Raw genomic sequence first — 17,733 nt, 5'->3', positions numbered from 1 at the left:
ATCTTCTGCGCATCTATGGCAGCATTTATTCCCTCCATTTAAAACAGCATTCAAAAAATCTCTATCTTTCCGTCTCTTCAAGATCAAAATATATTCCCTTGAACCGTTTTTTTACCTGCTGTTTTTTTCTACTGGCTTTTTCTTATTCAAACGCTCAAAAAAAGAATGCCGCTTTTCAACTGCATATCCATAAAACCAACGCACCTGTCCATATAGATGGAATAGCGGATGAAGAAGGCTGGCTCAATGCGGAGGTTGCCGGCGATTTCCGTATGGTTTTACCTATGGATACCAGCGGCGCTTTAGTTCGTACCGATGTAAGCATGACCTATGATAACGAGAATCTTTACCTGCTGGCGGTTTGTTATAATTATGGTGAAGGAAGGCACATGGTGGAATCGCTCAGAAGGGATTTTTCTTTTTTGAAGAACGATAACTTCCTGTTGTTCATGGATACCTTTGAAGATCAGACAACAGGTTTTTCTTTTGGCGCCAACGCCTTTGGCGCGCAATGGGATGGGGCCATGTATGAAGGCGGAAAAGTAGACCTGAACTGGGATAACAAATGGACTTCCGCTGTGAAAAATTATCCGGATAAATGGATATTTGAAGCGGCTATTCCGTTTAAAACGATACGCTATAAAAAAGACGCGAAGCAATGGGGCATCAACTTCGGCAGAAATGACCTGAAGACCACGGAAAAGTCGAGCTGGACACCCGTGCCGCGCCAGTTTCCCACGGCATCGCTCGCCTATACCGGATCCATTATCTGGGATGAAGCACCACCCGCTCCCCGCTCTAATATCTCCGTTATACCCTATGTGCTGGGCAGCGCTGCAAAAAATTATACCAACCCATCCAAAACCGTATTTGATAAAGGTATTGGTGGTGATGTTAAGGTTTCCATTGGCCCTTCACTCAACCTTGACCTCACCGTGCGTCCCGATTTTTCGCAGGTGGAAGTAGATAAGCAGGTTACCAACCTCAGCCGGTTTGAACTGTTCTTTCCCGAACGGCGGCAGTTCTTTTTAGAAAACGGCGACCTGTTCGCCAATTTTGGCTATGCAGACATCCGTCCATTCTTTTCCAGGAGAATAGGACTGGGTGTTCCCATTAATTTTGGCGCCAGGTTAAGCGGAAAGCTGGATAAGAACTGGCGTATAGGTATTATGAATATGCAAACGGCGAAGGTAGCAGAAACGGATTTGCCTGCCCAAAACTTTGCTGTGTTATCCTTACAACGAAAAGTATTCAGGCGATCGAATATCGGCTTTATATATATTGATAAAGCATCCCTGAATTATCATCCCGATGAAGCCGACAGCAGTAAAAACATTTACTCGCGGTATAACCGGAATATCGGGATGGAATATAACCTCGCCTCTTCGGGCAACCAGTGGACGGGTAAAGCGATGGTGCTTAAATCTTTTCAACCGGGAGCTGCCGGTGATGACTGGACGCAAGCAGCGAACATGCAGTATAGCAGCCGCAAATGGCTTATTACCGCGCAGCTTCAGCATGTAGGTAAAAACTATACTTCGGAAGCAGGCTATGTGCCGCGCAAAGGGTATATTAAGCTCAACCCGCTCATTACGCATTACTTTTTTCCTAAAGGAGGAAATGTGCTCACACACGGGCCGCAATGGAGCAGCGTGTTTTACTTCAATTCGGCGTTTAAGGAAACGGATCACTCCAATATATTATCTTACCTCATAACATTTCGCTCCAAAAGCACATTCAATTTTGTTGCGCAAAATGATTATGTGCAGTTGCTGAATCCCTTCGATCCTACCAATCTTGGCAAAGATTCACTGGCTGCCGGATCAAAGCACAACTGGAATACCATTGGCTTTGATTATGTTTCTGCACCCCAGCACCTGTTTACCTACACCGCGTCTATGCGGTACGGCGGCTATTATGCCAATGGTCATTTGTTCACTGCCGGCGGCGATGTGGGCTACCGTTTTCAACCCTATGTAAATATTACCATGAGCGCCAGCTATAACCGGCTTTTATTAGCCCAGCCCTGGGCTAAAACTAATTTTTTACTGGTGGGCCCGCGTATAGACGTAACGTTTACGAATACCCTCTTTTTTACCACCTATATCCAGTATAACGAGCAATTGGAGAATCTCAATATCAATGCCAGGCTCCAGTGGCGCTATAAGCCCGCTTCAGACCTGTTCCTCGTATACACTGATAATTATTACCCGGGGCCGTTTGCGGTAAAGACAAGAGCTTTTGTGTTGAAATTTAATTACTGGTGGAATTTGTAAGGGTGAATGGTGAATAGCGAGAGGTCAATGGGTGAAACGTTAAACGGGAAAAGTGAGAACAAGCTAGCCGGGGGAATGAAATAATACGGGAAACACCTGACCTGTTCAATAGTATATCTGTGTATGTTCATCAATATATGTGATCCGTACCTGAATTTTCTTTAGCTTAGCAACTCTTAAAAATAATATTATGGCACTAACAATTGGCTCTAAAGCGCCGGATTTTACATTGATCAATACCGAAAAGAAAGAGGTTTCTTTAAAGGATTTTGCAGGCAAAACATTAGTAATAAATTTTTTCCCTGCGGCTTTTACAGGTGTGTGCACTGAGCAGATGTGCAGCAACCGGGATGATCTGAATTTTTACAGCAGCCTTGGCGCTTCGGTAGTAGGTGTTTCTGTTGACATGCCTTTTACCCTGGGCGTATTCAAAACCCAGAACAATATCAACTTCGATCTGCTTTCCGATTTCAACAAAACCATGATCCGCGACTATGATATGTACCTTGAGGATTTTGCGCTGGGATTGAAAGGTGTGGCTAAAAGAGGGGTAACAGTAGTAGATGGCAGCGGTACAGTTGTATATGCGGAGGAAACAGCAAACCCCGGAACACAGGTGAACTTTGCCGCGTTAAAAGCAGCCCTGGAAAAGATCAGGTAGGCAGGCAGGTTGAGAGGAGTCAATAGTTTATCGTCTCACAAGGTGAAAAGTAAATGGAGCATAGTGAAATTCATCACCCTTGCCCGTTCATATACTCCTGCCCGCTCATTTTCATCTTCTGCTTACATTTAAAACTTTATTGCCTTCGGCTATTAATTCATAATGAATATTAAAGAAAAGGAAAGGCTTTGGAATAAAAATTTTATCATTACCTGTCTCACTTATTTCCTGGTTGCCTGTTCCTTTAATCTTTTAATGCCAACTATTCCGCTCTTTTTGTCGGGAGAGTTGGGAGTGTCTCCGTCTAAGATCGGAGTGGTGCTTTCGTCTTATGCCGCCGCCCTTTTAATCATCCGTCCGTTTAGCGGATATTTAGTGGATGTTTATGCAAGAAAGCCACTCTTAGTATTGGGCATCAGTTTGTTTGTGCTTACATTTTTAGGCTACTACTTTGCGGTCTCGGTTTTGTTTTTTATTATGCTGCGGTTCGTTCATGGATTGTTCTGGGGATTGTCTTCCGTTTCTGCAAACACGGTAGCTATTGACATCATTCCTGCATCACGGCGTGCGGAAGGTGTTGGCTATTTTGGCGTTAATACCAATATTGCTATGGCAATAGCTCCCTACGTTGCGGTACAGATATATGATGCATACCATTTTAATGCATTGATTTCATCTGCCCTGTTCATGGGGTCCCTCTCCATTGTAACATCCCTCTTCATCAAAGTGCCTTATAGAAAAAAGCTGGACAAGATTCCGCCGATTTCCCTGGACCGGTTTATTTTGGTGAGAGCGATCCCTATTTTCCTGAATCAACTGCTTCTGGCTTTCGGCTGGGGCACTTTGGTGGCTTTTGCCGTTTTATATGGGAAGGGCATAGGCATAAAAAATTCAGGGATTTTTTTCCTGTTTTTAGCCGGAGGAATTGTATTTTCCAGGGTTACCTCCGGTAAACTGGTTGACCGCGGATACCTGCACCAGGTAATGGCTGTGGCTATATTGCTGATTAGCGGGGGATATGTGGGGTTCGCCCTGGTGCATGATATATATATTTATTGTATTGCTGCTTTTTTGATCGGTACCGGATATGGAACGCTCTTCCCGGCTTTGCAGACCATTTATATAAATATGGCTCCGGCTTCTAAACGCGGTACTGCCAATTCTACCTATTTAACCGGCTTTGACCTGGGCATTGGAACCGGCATGCTGGTGGGCGCCTGGTTAGCCGACATTTTTGGATTTGCCAATATGTTTTTAATTACAGGAGGACTGAGTTTTGTTGCACTCTTTATTTATTGGTTTAATTCGAGGCACGTATATGAGAAAGGCCGGATCATATGCCCGTAAAGTTCAGCCACAGCACAGGATGGTTTTGGAGGCAGGCGTTTGTTTAAGCAGAACTAAGCATGCCCCAAATGCATAAATAATTAAAAGCCATCGGTGCTAAACTTTTTTCCTGCTGCTTTTAAGGCTGCTTTACTAACTTTAATTCTTTGATAATATTGCCTGCACCACCCAGCTTTTCAATGCACCATAATACATAGCGTATATCCACGCAAATGCTCCGGTTCATGTCTTTATCAAAAGCGAGCTTATGGCTTAGCGCTTCATAATTGCCGTCAAAGGCCAGCCCGATTAAATTGCCATTTGCATCTATTACAGGAGAACCCGAATTGCCGCCTGTGATATCGTTATTGGTGATGAAGCACACTACCAGGTCGTTCAGCCTTTTGTCAATATACTGTCCAAAATCTTTTTTCTTTACCAGCTCAATCAGTTTAGGAGGAAGATCAAACTCGTAATCGCCGGGGATGTATTTTTCCATAACCCCCTTCATGGTGCATACAATATCGTATTTTACTGCATCTCTCGGGCTGTAGCTCTTTACCGTACCATAGCTTACCCGCATTGTAAAAGTAGCGTCCGGGTACATTTTCTTTTTCGGATCCATTTGTATCACGCCTTTCAGGTATAAGCGCCCCAGGTCATTATTCCGGATATTGAACCGTTGAAAAAGCGGTTCATATTTAGTATTATAGTTCTTTACAAACCCGCCGGCATAAATATATGCAGGATCATTTTGAAGTGCTACGGCATCCGGCTTGTTCATGAATGCCTCCCATTTTGCATCGTTCAGTAAAATGGTGTTGCTGAATACAGCCAGGGCCCAGTTTTTATAAGTGCCGGCATCATTCAAATCGCCGTACGCGGTTTTTATTTTTTCATAAAAGCCAACAGGATGCTGGGCTTTGTCAATATCGGTGTAAAACATGTGGCATGTTGCAGCCATTATGCGCTGGTCGGAAATGATATCCGCACCATCCTTAAACTTTTTTCTTGCCGCGTCTGCCGCTTCAAGCCCCTGCTTAACTATTGCCGCGTCTGCACCCTGCTTCAGCATATCGCTTTCCACCTTTATAAGTGTGGCCGCGAACTTAGCCAGTGAAGCGCCCAGAATACCCTCGTTAATGTATACCCTGTGTTTGGCATAGGGTTTCCATGCATCGTATACTTTAGGCCATGCGGTAAATATATTTTCAAATTCAGGCTTGCCTTCAGCCCATTGAATAAAGCGGGCTTCTTCTTCCTGCTTTTTTTCGTAGATATGATATTTAAGCAATTGCTTGGTTTCACCATCATAAAATTTCCAGTAGTTGGCTACGCCTGCATACATAGGGGCCAACCGGAGCTTTACCGCAGGGTCTTTTTTCATTTCCTCAAACATTGCTTTCAGGCGTATGTCCCGTAGATTTACAAGGCTGGGATTAGTGATATCTGTTGCCAGCTTTATACCATACGATGTTTCATAACGGTTCGTGCTGCCGGGGTAACCATAAATCATGGCATAATCGCCGTCTTTTACGCCTTTAATAGAAATGGGTAAAAAATGTTTGGGCCTAAGTGGTATATTATCTGCGGCATAAGCAGCGGGTTCGCCGTTGGGTCCTGCATATACCCGAAACACGGAAAAATCACCGGTATGCCGCGGCCACTCCCAATTGTCGGTATCGCCGCCAAACTTACCCACGCTCTCAGGCGGGGCGCCAACCAGCCGTACATCGTTGTATTGCTGGTATACAAAAACAAGGAATTGATTCCCTTTGAAAAGCGCGCTTACCCTGGCCTGTACATTTTTAAGCGGATCGGAATATTTTTCATTAACCTGCGCTATAAGGTCGCTTTGCTTTCCGGAGCGGTCATCTGCACTTAGTCCTTCTAATGCCGGCGCGATTTCTTCTGTTACATCTTCAATTTTCAGCAGGAACTGAACGCTGAGCCCTGCGGCAGGAATTTCCTGCTTTTTATCATATGCCCAAAAGCCATCACGCAGGTAGTTGTGCTGTAAATCGCTGGCAGCCGTTATAGCTCCGTAGCCACAATGATGATTGGTAAACAGCAGCCCTTCATTGCTTACCATTTCGCCGGTGCAGCCTCCGCCAAAAATAACAATAGCATCTTTTAGCGACGCTTTATTGATGCTGTATAATTGCTCGGAACTGAGTTTAAGCCCCCGCTTAACCATATCGGCATATACCTGTTTGCCAAGCAGCAGCGGAAGCCACATGCCCTCATCGGCATAGGTTCTGCCTAAAGAAACAAACAGTACAACTGTAATAAGGAATTGCTTCATGGCGCTTTCAATTTTACACAACAAACCTACTGTAAATATTGAAAGTAAACGCCTGTAGCAATAGGTAATTTACGGGCAGGTATTACCCACCCGTAAATGTACCGGAATGATTATTGTAATTTCTTAACCACTACATCTTCTACCGTGCGTGTTTGGGTGCTAACCTCAAAGGTTTCCGAATGCCTGTTCTTCTTATCACTGATGATAAAAATAAGCTTACCGGTCTCCGTTTTAGGAAGAATAAATTTCTTGTTGAATTTACTGTCTGTAAAAGCACCCTGGAAAAGCGTTCCTCCGTTTTCATCCTTAATGGTTACGAAAAACCTGGCAGCATTAACATTGTTGTATGTTACGGTAAACATCAATGACTGATCCTGCGCCCCCAGGTATTGAATATCGGCCGACTTTTCGAACGGGTCAGCGCTCAGAAAGGAATGCGCTGCAGCCGGGATGGTTATTGCTGCAACAGCGATAGCTAATAAAGATTTACGGACAATTGAAAAAAAAGTACGTGATTCCATATGTATTTGTTTTTAGTTTACTTCTTTGCATGGAAGCAATCATGCGCAGTCATATGGCATTCATGTGTTATTGTACTATAGCAACCGGAGGACTATATATGACTAAGTTGCGTATGGTGGGCAAGACCTGAGCAGGCAGCAATTTGTTAAAGCAAAAGTAGATTGCAAATATGAACCGAAAGTTACGGGCGCCTTAAAAGCAGGTTAAAGATGTGTGATCAAAAAGAATAGTGAGGCAGATCGGGCAAGGCTACAGCAGTTTGTTCCCCGGTTCCCAATTTTTTTATAACACAGGTATTGCTTTCCAGTTCACGGCTGCCGATCATTATTGCGTAAGCGATATGTTTTCTTTCCGCATATTTGAACTGCCTGTCGAATTTAGCCTGCTGGTGGTATAATTCGCAGGATATGCCTCTATCCCGCAGTTCCTGCATCAGGGAGAATGCTTTTTTACTTTCCGCTTCGCCTAAGTTAAAAAACAGTACCTGTGTGCCGCTATGCACTTCCTGAGGAAATAATTTCAGTTCTTCCATTACATCGTATATCCTGTCAATGCCAAACGAAATGCCTACTCCCGGGATACCGGGCACATCAAATAAGCCGGTAAGATCATCATAACGGCCACCACCGCCAATGCTGCCCATTTGAACATTTTTTGCTTTCACTTCAAAAATGGTCCCTGTGTAATAGTTCAGTCCGCGGGCTAATGTAAAGTCAATGCTGAGCTCTTGTATAATATTTGCTGATGGCAGGTAGTGTAATATATATTCAAGTTCTTCTATACCTTTTACCCCTGTAATGGATGTGCCAAGCAGCTCTCTTATTTTATTGATCTTTTCTGTGTTATCACCATCAATATCTAAATATTGTCCAATAATAGCAACCTGGTTTTCGTTCAACCCCCTTTGTAATAATTCTTCTTTCACTTTTTCAATCCCTATCTTATCTAATTTATCAATGGCAATGGTGATATCCGTTAATTTGTCTGTGCCACCGCATAATTCGGCCAGGGCCGATAATATTTTCCTGCTGTTGATCTTGATGTCAACATCAATTTTTAATTTCCGGAATACCGTGGCATAGATATTGGCGAGCTCTACTTCATTTAATAAAGAAGTGCTGCCTACCACATCCGCATCGCATTGATAAAATTCACGGTATCTTCCTTTTTGCGGCCGGTCGGCCCGCCACACCGGCTGCACCTGGTAGCGTTTAAACGGGAACGTGAGCTGCCCGTGATTCATTGCTACATAACGGGCAAACGGAATGGTGAGATCATATTTTAAAGCGCGTTCTGTAAGGTTTTTATCATTCTTTCCCTGCAATACATTTTCAAAAGCTGTTCTTGCCTTATCCGTGTTTTTAGGATCACTCAATCCATTGTTCAGGATTTTAAAGATCAGCTTATCCCCCTCCTCTCCATACTTTCCCATCAGCGTATCTAAGTTCTCCATTGCGGGCGTTTCCAACGGTTCAAAACCATACAGCTCAAATACGTTTTTAATAATATGGATGATGTGGTTTCTTTTCCGGACAACGCTCGCGCTGAAATCCCTGGTGCCCTGTGGAATGGAGGCTTTGCTCATGCTGCTGCAATATTAAGGGTAAAGTTATTTTGATAATAAGGCATAGTGTTCAATGATCTTATCGCATGCTTTGTCAATCATCTCAAATACTTTGTGGTAGCCCGGCTCCGGTCCGTACCAGGGATCGGGTACATCAATATTGCGGCCGGGATATACTTCGTTCATCAGTAGCTTCACTTTTGTTGCATTGAATTTTTTTCCTGCTCTCCATTTTATTTCATCTACCACATCTTCGGCCATGGCATAAATGATATCAAATTCGTCAAAATCATTGCCCGTAATGTTTCTTGCCCGCTGCCCGCTGATATCTATACCATTCAGGAGCGCTACTTTTTGCGACAGGCGATGCGGAGCTTCGCCCGCATGATAGCCGTTGGTGCCGGCGCTGTCTACTATCCAGTTCAGCCCCGCCAGCTCTATTTTCTGTTCCATGATGCCTTCCGCCAGCGGACTTCTGCAAATATTGCCGAGGCATACCATTAATATCTTCATAGTTAAAAATCGGGGCAAAGGTAAACCTTAGTATTTGAGATTTGAAATTTATGCGGCTATCAGGTATGAGGAGCTATCAGCTGTCAGATAAGGTGAATAACTACTAACAATAGGATGGATACTTCTTTCACCTCTTCCCTGAGTTTTTAGTTTATCGTTTTTAGTTTATGGTTGCATTTCGCTTCGAATTTCGAACTTTCTGCTTCGGATTTAATATTTGTATTCTATTTGTTTCTTGTTATTTGTCTTCTTGTGCTTTCCTCTGTATTTCTTTCGGATTTCGAATTTCCTGCTTCGTATTTTATCACGTATATTAGTTGAAAGGGAAACGTATGCACATGATCTCACGGATACTAAGATACCTCCTGTTTTTTTTGCTGTTGCCTGTTGTAGTGGTACAGGCGCAGCAGGCTCCCGCATCAAATGCCGCCACCTACCAGCCTCCTGTTTTTAAAGATGATGCAAGAGTGGAAAAAATGAAGGCATTGTTCCCGGCAATAGAAAAAATGTATAAAGACTATGCACAGGAAAAGAAGTTCCCCGGAGTGGCCTTTGGCATTGTGGTAAACGACCGGCTGGTGTATACCGGCAATACAGGTTTTACAAACCTGGCTAAGAAAACACCTGTTAGTTCAGCCTCGCTGTTCCGGATTGCTTCTATGTCAAAAAGCCTCACAGCCATGGCTATCCTGAAATTGCGTGATGAAGGTAAGCTCAGGCTGGATGATGCAGCCAGCCGCTATATTCCTGCGCTGAAAGATGTGCGCCTGCTCACTACCGATGCGCCATCCATTACCATACGTGACCTCCTTACGCATTCCGCAGGCTTTCCGGAAGATAATCCCTGGGGCGACAGGCAATTGGATATTACCCACGGTGTATTTATGGCAATGTTAGAAAAAGGTATTTCTTTTTCTAACGTACCGGGAGTTGCTTACGAATACAGCAATATGGGTTTTGCCATGCTGGGGGAGATCATTGCCGTAGTTTCGGGAACATCATACCAGCAATATATTACCCGTAATATCCTGGAGCCATTGGGCATGACGCATACCGGTTGGGAATATACCAAAGTGCCTGCCGCACTGCTGGCGCATGGCTACAGGTGGCTGAATGGTAACTGGCAGGAAGAGGAGCTGCTGCACGACGGCGTGTATGGCGCAATGGGCGGCCTAATTACTTCAGTAGAAGATTTCAGCAGGTATATGGCTTTCCATTTATCCGCATGGCCGCCGCGCAATGATAAGGAAACGGGACCGGTTAAACGAAGCTCCGTTCGGGAAATGCAGCAGGCCTGGCGGTTTAATAATCTGTATGATCAATTTACCTATCCCAATGGACGTGCCTGTGCCATGGTAAACAGTTACGGCTACGGACTGCGCATCAGCAAAGATGGTGAAGGGAGAGCGTATGCAGGCCATTCCGGGGGGTTGCCCGGTTTTGGAAGTCAGTGGGTGATCATGCCGGAGTACGGCATAGGCGTTGTTGTATATGGCAATCTTACCTATGCAGGTATGAGTGCCATAAACTGGGCCGTGCTGGATACATTGGTTATCGGTGCCAAATTGATGCCCCGGCAGTTGCCGGTATCGCCTGTACTGCAACAGCGAAAAGAAGCGCTGGTAAAATTGTTACCTGACTGGAACGGAGCTGAAGAAAGTAATATTTTCGCTGTCAATTTTTTTCCTGACCGCTCATTGGCTATCCGTAAAAAGCAAGCACAGGACGTATTTAAAAAAGCCGGGAAGATTGTTAATGTTACTGAACTGGTTCCGGAAAATCAATTGCGCGGCAGCTTTATACTACAGGGTGAAAAAGCGGGTATCGAAATTTATTTTACCCTCACGCCGGAAACCCCCGCCCTGATACAGCAGTTGGATATAAAAGAAGTGAAGAAGGAATGATTTGAGATTTGAAAATTTATGATTTGAAATGCCTGCTTCGAACTTCAGATTTATATTCTTCGGACTTTATGTTTGATTGACCTTAATTCAGCTTTTGCCGCTGTACGCCTTCCTGCACAACGGTTCTGCCGGCTTTACCCGATGCATCAAATGTTTTAAATTGTAAAGTGCCCGTTGCCGGGAAAGGTCCATTATACAGGGTTGATTGTTGTGTGGGTTCCGAACCATCTGTGGTGTAATAAATGCTGATGCCTGGCAATGCCACATTAGCTTTCGCCTGGCCGTTTTCAACGATTACTCCTGCCGGGGGCACCCGATAGGCATATCCACCGTTAGTATGCGCCAACTTTGAAAATTCTTTTTGCGCAATGGTATTGGCGAACCTGTTCCATTCTTCATCAATGCTTTTCATACGAAGCTGGCGGTTGCTTTGTGTTTCCCATTTTCTTTCGGGCGACCATGCGCTTTCGGCGAAGCCGATGAGCTTGGGAAGCATATAGTATTCCAGCATATCTCTGCCCTTTATGGTTTCACTCCAAAGCTGGGCTTCCACACCCATAATATTTTTCCTTGCTTCCGGTTTCAGGCTTTGCAGTTTTGCCGCCGGCGCATCCCAGAGCAGTTCCCTGCCCATATCACTTTTGAGGGTGGTATTAAACATGTTGAAGGGGGCGAAGGCCCATGCATTTTTTGTGTCAATAAACCCCGCCCAGTATAGCCCGGGTTCTTTAGGATCATTATTATAGGCCAGGTCAAAATAAAAATTAGACACATTGCAGAGCACCACATTATAACCTGCATTGGCCAGTTGATAAGCGAGATCGGGATAATCGAAAAGATTGTTCCATGTATAGGGCACCACTTTTTTGTTTGCAAATTCGGGATTGGGAATGTACTTGCCCGTGGCATCTTTAGTGAGCGCTACTTCTTCCCAGCCATGTATTTCGAGGTTTCTTTTTTCCATGCGCTTCATCAGCTCACGGAAAAAGTAGGTTTGCAGGTTCTTGGGGTCTTTGATCTCGGGATGCTGGCGCAACAGTTCCAGCGCTTCAGGCGACTGTGTCCATGCGCCTTCGGCTACTTCGTCTCCGCCGGCATGAAATACATCCATCTTTAAACCCGCTTCTTCATACATCTTCGCAAACTCGTCTACCACCTTTTCAAAAAAGCGGTAGGTTGATTCGCGGCTCACGTTCACTACATTGTCTTTATACAATTGGGCAGAAAGATATACCGATTTATCAGCCGGGTCAATAAGGCGATATTCATTCGCTTCTGCTTCTTTTCCTTCCTTCATCAGGCGCTGGTAGCGCGCTTCCATAGATTTAATGGCAGCGCGTGCATGACCGGGGAAGTTTAGTTCAGGTATTACTTTTATATGCCGTTTTTTGGCGTACTCCAGTATTTCAATAAAATCTTTCCTGGTATAAAACCCGCTGCCATAATGGCCTTTGTCGTAAGCAAAGGGACCTGATCCGTAAGCAGGGTGTAATGCGGGTGCATCTATACTGCTTACATGCGAACGTTGTGCGCCTACTTCCGTTAATTCGGGCAGGCCGGGAATTTCAACCCGCCAGGCTTCGTCTTCGGAAGTGTATAAAAGAAAATGATTCAGTTTATACTGCGCCATCACATCCAGTACCCTGAAAATGGTTTCCTTTTCCTGGAAGTTGCGGCTCACATCAAGATGTACGCTGCGGAATCCAAACCGCGGGGCATCGTCAATGGTAACAAAGGGAACTACAACTTCCGCTTCTTTGCTTGTGTATACCTGGGCCGGTATAAGCGCCAGCAAACTCTGAACGCCATAAAACACGCCTGCCGCATCGGCGCCGGTAATGGCAATGCCATTTTCACTTATACTTAACCGGTAGGCTTCTGCTTTTTGTTCTTTAAAGGCCGATGGATCAACAGATAAATAAATACCCTTGCTGCCGGCATTGCCTTCGCTAACGGCAAAATCCTTTCCTGTAATTACTTTGAGTTTGGCCGACAATATATCCGCTTCGTTCCTGAGTGAAGCGGTATAATGAATGGCATTGCCTTCCAGCGTGAAGTTCCCGCTGCCCATAGAAAAATGCGCAGGTGTGGGAATAACAGGCAAAAGCTGATCGGGGCTCAATACAGATAAAGAGGCGTTTTCCCAATAGGTTTTGGCAGCGGATGCCGGCGCTTCCTGGTCGGCGGTGCCACGCAATAATTGTTCCCTGCGCGTGAAAGGGATAAGTGTATAATCGTCAATCTTCGCAACGCGTTCTTCTTTGCCTTCTCCGTCATAAAAAACAATATAAATGCCGAGCGGCTGGTCTGTTTCCTTTATTCTGGCCTCCGTAGCTTTATAGATGATATCAATAGAATCACCTGCAGGCAGTGAAAAGCCTGTATTGGGGGATAATTTATACCAGTCGCCATTCAGGTGCTCAAGCCTTGCGGGTTGAGGCTGCTCAGGCTGAAGTAAGGAACTGGGAGCGATGGAAAAAAAGATTGCCCAGTTTTTATCGGTAAGCTCTTGCTCTTTTTTATTGATCAAACTTATTCGTGCAGTATAGCCGGAGTCGGTGAAATTGCTCACAAGTTCCCATTTCATACCAATAGCGGCAATATCACCCTGTTTTATTGTTGTTGCCTGTTCATTACAGGAAATAAAAATGGTAAAGGCAAGGAGCAGCGAAAGAGGGAGTTTGAAATATTTCATGTGTAAGCGCATTGGAATATAAAGATACAGGGGAGAGAGATTTGCCGCGGCATTATACTATGTAAAAGGGAGGTATTTATGCTTATGCTTCCTTCTCTCTTCTGCTCCCGGCATATAATTCGTATTCAAGTAACCTGCAATCAATAGTGCTGGTATAAAACTCTATGCGGCGGCTGGCCTTTAACCCTGTTTTTTTAGCCAGTTCCAAATTTCCTGTAAATACATAGCCATAATAGCCGCCACAGCGTTGCTTCATAAAATCGCCGATGCGTTTATAAGTTGCTTCCAGCTCCTGCACTTGTCCCAGCCGTTCTCCATATTCGGGATTCACGAACATAATGCCCGGTAAGTTTTGCGGCACTTCGGTATCAGCGAAATCACATACACTAAATTCAATCAGTTTAGCAACACCTGCCGCTATGGCATTTTTCTTTGCATTTTCAATAGCCCGTTCGCTGTAGTCGGTAGCAATAATGCGAAGTCCCGGAACATCAATGATCTGTTCTTCTAATAACGCATCCTCCTTCAGGTATACGGCATCGTCATATCCCTGTATATGCATGAAGGCGTAATGGGTTCTGAACAGGCCCGGCCGCCGGTTAGTAGCGATCAGCGCCGCTTCAATCGCTATCGTTCCCGATCCGCACATGGGGTTTACAAACGGCGAAGCCCTGTTCCAGCGGGTGGCATAAATGGTGGCAGATGCCAACGCTTCCAGCATGGGCGCCAGTCCGGGTATTTTGCGGTAGCCATGCCGCGCCAGCGAATTGCCGGAAGTATCAATAAAAATTTCCGCCAGATCGTTTTTCCAGAACAGGTTAAAAACGGCGCCTGTAAGTTCGGACCCTGAGGATGGGCGTTTGCCTGTTTTTTCCCGTACCCGGTCAACGATAGCATCTTTTACGCGCAGGTTGGCAAATAAATTATTATTGATGGTTTCATTGCTTACATTACTCGTAACGGAAAAATAACCCGCATCGGGTAAAATGGTTTCCCATGGATAATCAACAAGATTACGGTAAATGGCATCGGCATTGGATGCTTCAAATTGCTTTAGGCTATACAACACCTGGCTGGCGCAACGCAGGTTGAGATTCAGTTTTATACAATCATTCACTGTGCCGGAAATACGTATCCCGGTGATAAAACGGTCTTCAACAGTAAACCCCAGGTCTTTTACTTCCTGTTCAAGATAAGGGGTGATCCGTTTGTGGCAGGTAATAGTAATGGCTGCTTTTGTAGTAAATACGTTCATGCGGAGGTAAAGGTAAAAGGCTTTTGAAATACAGCGGAAATTAAGTTAAGCGTAATCGCCGGAGGCGATAATAATTGAGTATGAAGCGAAGACGCTTCATACAGCTTAATTGTAAGATAGTAAGATAGTAAGATAGTTAAAATAGTGAGGTGATAGGAAGCAACTCCCGAACGCAGATATCACCTTAAAATCTTACAGTCTTACGGTTTTACAGTCTTACAGTCTTACGGTCTTACAAATGTGCGGACTTACGTTTCACAAACTAATGCCCATAGTTTTACAGCATCACCAACGACAATATATATACCATTGCAAATGCCGTCAGTCCCATGAATACGGTAGCCAGTGAATATACTTTCAGCATAACTTTCATTTCTAATCCGGAAAATTTGCTGATCACCCAGAAGTACGCATCGTTGGCATGGGAGATCATCATAGAACCGGCGCCCATAGACAGCACGCACAGCAATTGCCCGGTTGGAGTATGTAATCCCAGCGCGGGCAGCAGTGGTTGTATAATGGAAGCCGCCGTAATAATGGCTACTGTTGATGAGCCCTGTGCCGTTTTAAGCAGGGAGGTAAGCAGGAAAGGAAAGAATATACCCATGCCGGCAAGCGGTAAGGTGTCGCCCAGGTGGTCGCCAATTTTAGTGGCGGCAAGCACAGCGCCAAAAGCGCCGCCCGCGCCGATGATCACGAGGATGCTGCCTGCTTTTTCTACGCCTTCCTGCAGGAGCTTGCTCATTACATTTTCTTTCCATGAGCGAACAGGGATAAGCGCCAGCAATACACCAATGAACAATGCGATCACGGGATCGCCTATGATCTTAAAAAAATTCCATATTCCGTTGTCATGCGCTTCAACTGCGCTGAATGAGCCCAGTGCAATTAAAATAATGGGAACAATTACCGGCAGGAAGGATTGTATAACGGAAGGCAATTTTGCATGTGTACCAGCATCATCTTCCTGCGTTACCGGTAGGGGCGGAATTTTTTTTCCCGCGTGTTTCGCCCACCAGTAACCCACAGCGCTTGCCGGGATGGCAACGCCTATGCCTGCCAGGATGAGCTTGCCAAGGTCAACGCCAATGATACCGGCGGCAGCCGCTGCTCCCGGGTGCGGGGGAATAAGACAATGCACCGCGTATAAACCTGCTGCAAGAGAGGTAGCCATAACAGGTACCGCTATTTGAGTGCGCCGGGCCAGGGTTTGATTGAGTCCACTCAGTACAATATATCCCGAGTCGCAAAAGATAGGCAGTCCTACCACGAAGCCGGTAATGTTCATGGCTAAGGGCGCACGCCGTTCTCCGGTTTTTTTAAGAATAAATGCCGCCATTACCCGTGTGCTGCCTGTGTGTTCGAGCAGCACGCCCAATGCGGTACCCAGCACAATTATAAAGCCCAGCGACTGCATAATATGCCCGAACCCGGCTTTCATAGCGCCAATGACCCCGGCAAAGGGCAGTTGCACACCAATGCCTACTACAAAGCAGGCAACAAAAAGGGCGAAAAAGGCATGTACCTTAAGCCTTGCCGTTAGCAGGATGATCAGCGCGATGCCTGCCAGAAGAAAAAACAGGATCTGTATAAAATCTGCAGACATGGGTTATAGTTCGTTGATAAAAAATGAATCATCAATTTACTACTTAGTTTTTTAGGAGAGCCATTTTATAAAAACACTTTGCGCATAATTTTATATACCCTGGTTTTTTAACCAATAAATAAGATGCTATTTTTGCGCGATGTATTTGGTAAGAATCGTTTTCTCTGTATTATGCATATTAACAGGGATCAATGCCGGCGCCCAGATTGTAAATGTAGAATCCCGCAGAATTCAAACGGACACTACCGGCTGGGCCGGAAGTTTTGGCGGCAGTATTAACCTCGCGAAAAATGTAGATAGGGTATTTTCTGCCGGCGCCTTTGCCCATCTGCAATATAAGAACAGCAAAAACCTCTATCTTTTTCTGGGCGATTATTCTTTTTTGAAGGGCGCTCAGAAAAAATATACAGACAATACTTTTTTTCACCTGCGCTATAACCGGAAAATCAGTAACCTCCTTCGCTGGGAAGTATTCACGCAATTGCAAACCAATAAAATTTCCAAAATAGATAACCGCTTTCTTACCGGCATGGGTCCCCGGCTCAAACTTTCCGGTTCGGGTAGGCTGCAGGTTTATTTGGGTGTGTTGGCCATGTATGAATATGAAAGAGAGTTGACGGAGCCGCCTGTTTCCCATCATAATGTACGTAACAGCAGTTACCTGAGCTTTACACTCAAGCCTACCGCTACGCTGGAGATCATCAGCACCACCTTTTACCAGCCGCGGTTTGATCAGTGGGGTGACTTCCGCATTTTGAACCAGGAATCGGCTAACCTGTCTATCACGCAAAAACTATCGGCAACAATAAACTGGAACTATTTATACGATCAGGTTCCCGTGGAAGGCATACCCAGGAGTAATTATACATTTTCCACCGGTTTTAAATATGCATTCTGATGCATTATTTGCCGGCATCGTATGTCAAATCTTCACTCCGCCCTGATTCGTGTTCTACAAATCAGCTTCCGGGCCTATTGCCTGTGGGTGCATTCCAAATTTTCGCCGGCTGGTGGGACACCAGCCGGGGCGGCCCGCCGTGGGCGGTGTCTGCCTGACCGGCAGACAGGTCTTCACCGCCCACATGAAGCAAAGCAATGCGACAATT

General features: G+C 45.2%; 12 protein-coding genes. 5 read left to right on the top strand and 7 right to left on the bottom strand.

All coding sequences use genetic code 11. The annotated features are described in order from the left end of the window. Nucleotides 1-98 precede the first annotated feature (98 nt). The 3 genes from PLE34_RS16190 (at nucleotide 99) to PLE34_RS16180 (ending at nucleotide 4,284) form a co-directional block, all read left to right on the top strand. Nucleotides 99-2,276: a DUF5916 domain-containing protein gene (locus tag PLE34_RS16190; RefSeq protein ID WP_324558635.1), complete on the top strand. Its 2,178-nt coding sequence runs from the start codon at nucleotides 99-101 to the stop codon at nucleotides 2,274-2,276. A gap of 190 nt (nucleotides 2,277-2,466) precedes the next feature. Continuing rightward, on the top strand, nucleotides 2,467-2,937 hold the full coding sequence (locus PLE34_RS16185; protein WP_324558633.1) for a redoxin domain-containing protein: 471 nt from the start codon (nucleotides 2,467-2,469) through the stop codon (nucleotides 2,935-2,937). Between the two features lie 162 nt (nucleotides 2,938-3,099). Continuing rightward, entirely contained in the window at nucleotides 3,100-4,284 is a 1,185-nt protein-coding gene (locus PLE34_RS16180; RefSeq protein ID WP_324558631.1) for an MFS transporter, read from the top strand. Between the two features lie 118 nt (nucleotides 4,285-4,402). On the opposite strand, the gene PLE34_RS16175 is transcribed toward PLE34_RS16180, so the two are convergent. The 4 genes from PLE34_RS16175 to PLE34_RS16160 form a co-directional block, all read right to left on the bottom strand. Further along, a complete protein-coding gene (locus PLE34_RS16175) occupies nucleotides 4,403-6,568 on the bottom strand; it encodes a S46 family peptidase (RefSeq protein ID WP_324558629.1) in 2,166 nt (721 codons plus the stop codon). A gap of 110 nt (nucleotides 6,569-6,678) precedes the next feature. Then, on the bottom strand, nucleotides 6,679-7,089 hold the full coding sequence (locus tag PLE34_RS16170; protein ID WP_324558627.1) for a hypothetical protein: 411 nt from the start codon (nucleotides 7,087-7,089) through the stop codon (nucleotides 6,679-6,681). 218 nt (nucleotides 7,090-7,307) lie between these two features. Next, nucleotides 7,308-8,675 (bottom strand): histidine--tRNA ligase, encoded by a 1,368-nt coding sequence (gene hisS / locus PLE34_RS16165; RefSeq protein ID WP_324558625.1) that lies wholly within the window; start codon nucleotides 8,673-8,675, stop codon nucleotides 7,308-7,310. A 24-nt stretch (nucleotides 8,676-8,699) separates the two neighbouring features. Continuing rightward, the gene (locus PLE34_RS16160) at nucleotides 8,700-9,167 is read right to left on the bottom strand and encodes a low molecular weight protein-tyrosine-phosphatase (RefSeq protein ID WP_324558623.1); all 468 of its coding nucleotides are present in this window, start codon (nucleotides 9,165-9,167) and stop codon (nucleotides 8,700-8,702) included. 338 nt (nucleotides 9,168-9,505) lie between these two features. Here PLE34_RS16160 and PLE34_RS16155 point away from each other — a divergent pair, with 338 nt between their 5' ends. After that, nucleotides 9,506-11,071: a serine hydrolase domain-containing protein gene (locus PLE34_RS16155; RefSeq protein ID WP_324558621.1), complete on the top strand. Its 1,566-nt coding sequence runs from the start codon at nucleotides 9,506-9,508 to the stop codon at nucleotides 11,069-11,071. Between the two features lie 82 nt (nucleotides 11,072-11,153). Here the strand turns inward: PLE34_RS16155 and PLE34_RS16150 are convergent, their stop codons facing one another. The 3 genes from PLE34_RS16150 to PLE34_RS16140 form a co-directional block, all read right to left on the bottom strand. Further along, a complete protein-coding gene (locus PLE34_RS16150) occupies nucleotides 11,154-13,766 on the bottom strand; it encodes a family 20 glycosylhydrolase (protein ID WP_324558619.1) in 2,613 nt (870 codons plus the stop codon). A gap of 82 nt (nucleotides 13,767-13,848) precedes the next feature. Then, complete coding sequence (locus PLE34_RS16145; RefSeq protein ID WP_324558617.1) at nucleotides 13,849-15,021, bottom strand: THUMP domain-containing class I SAM-dependent RNA methyltransferase; 1,173 nt, start codon at nucleotides 15,019-15,021, stop codon at nucleotides 13,849-13,851. 277 nt (nucleotides 15,022-15,298) lie between these two features. Continuing rightward, nucleotides 15,299-16,627, bottom strand: a complete 1,329-nt coding sequence (locus PLE34_RS16140) for a GntP family permease (RefSeq protein ID WP_324558616.1) — start codon at nucleotides 16,625-16,627, stop codon at nucleotides 15,299-15,301. 139 nt (nucleotides 16,628-16,766) lie between these two features. Here PLE34_RS16140 and PLE34_RS16135 point away from each other — a divergent pair, with 139 nt between their 5' ends. Then, entirely contained in the window at nucleotides 16,767-17,525 is a 759-nt protein-coding gene (locus PLE34_RS16135) for a DUF481 domain-containing protein (protein ID WP_324558615.1), read from the top strand. Nucleotides 17,526-17,733: the final 208 nt, after the last annotated feature.

The organism is Agriterribacter sp. (assembly GCF_035445465.1).
Lineage (GTDB): Bacteria > Bacteroidota > Bacteroidia > Chitinophagales > Chitinophagaceae > Agriterribacter.
Note: the sequence above shows the minus strand (reverse complement) of the source record. Positions and strands in the feature narration are given on the sequence as shown.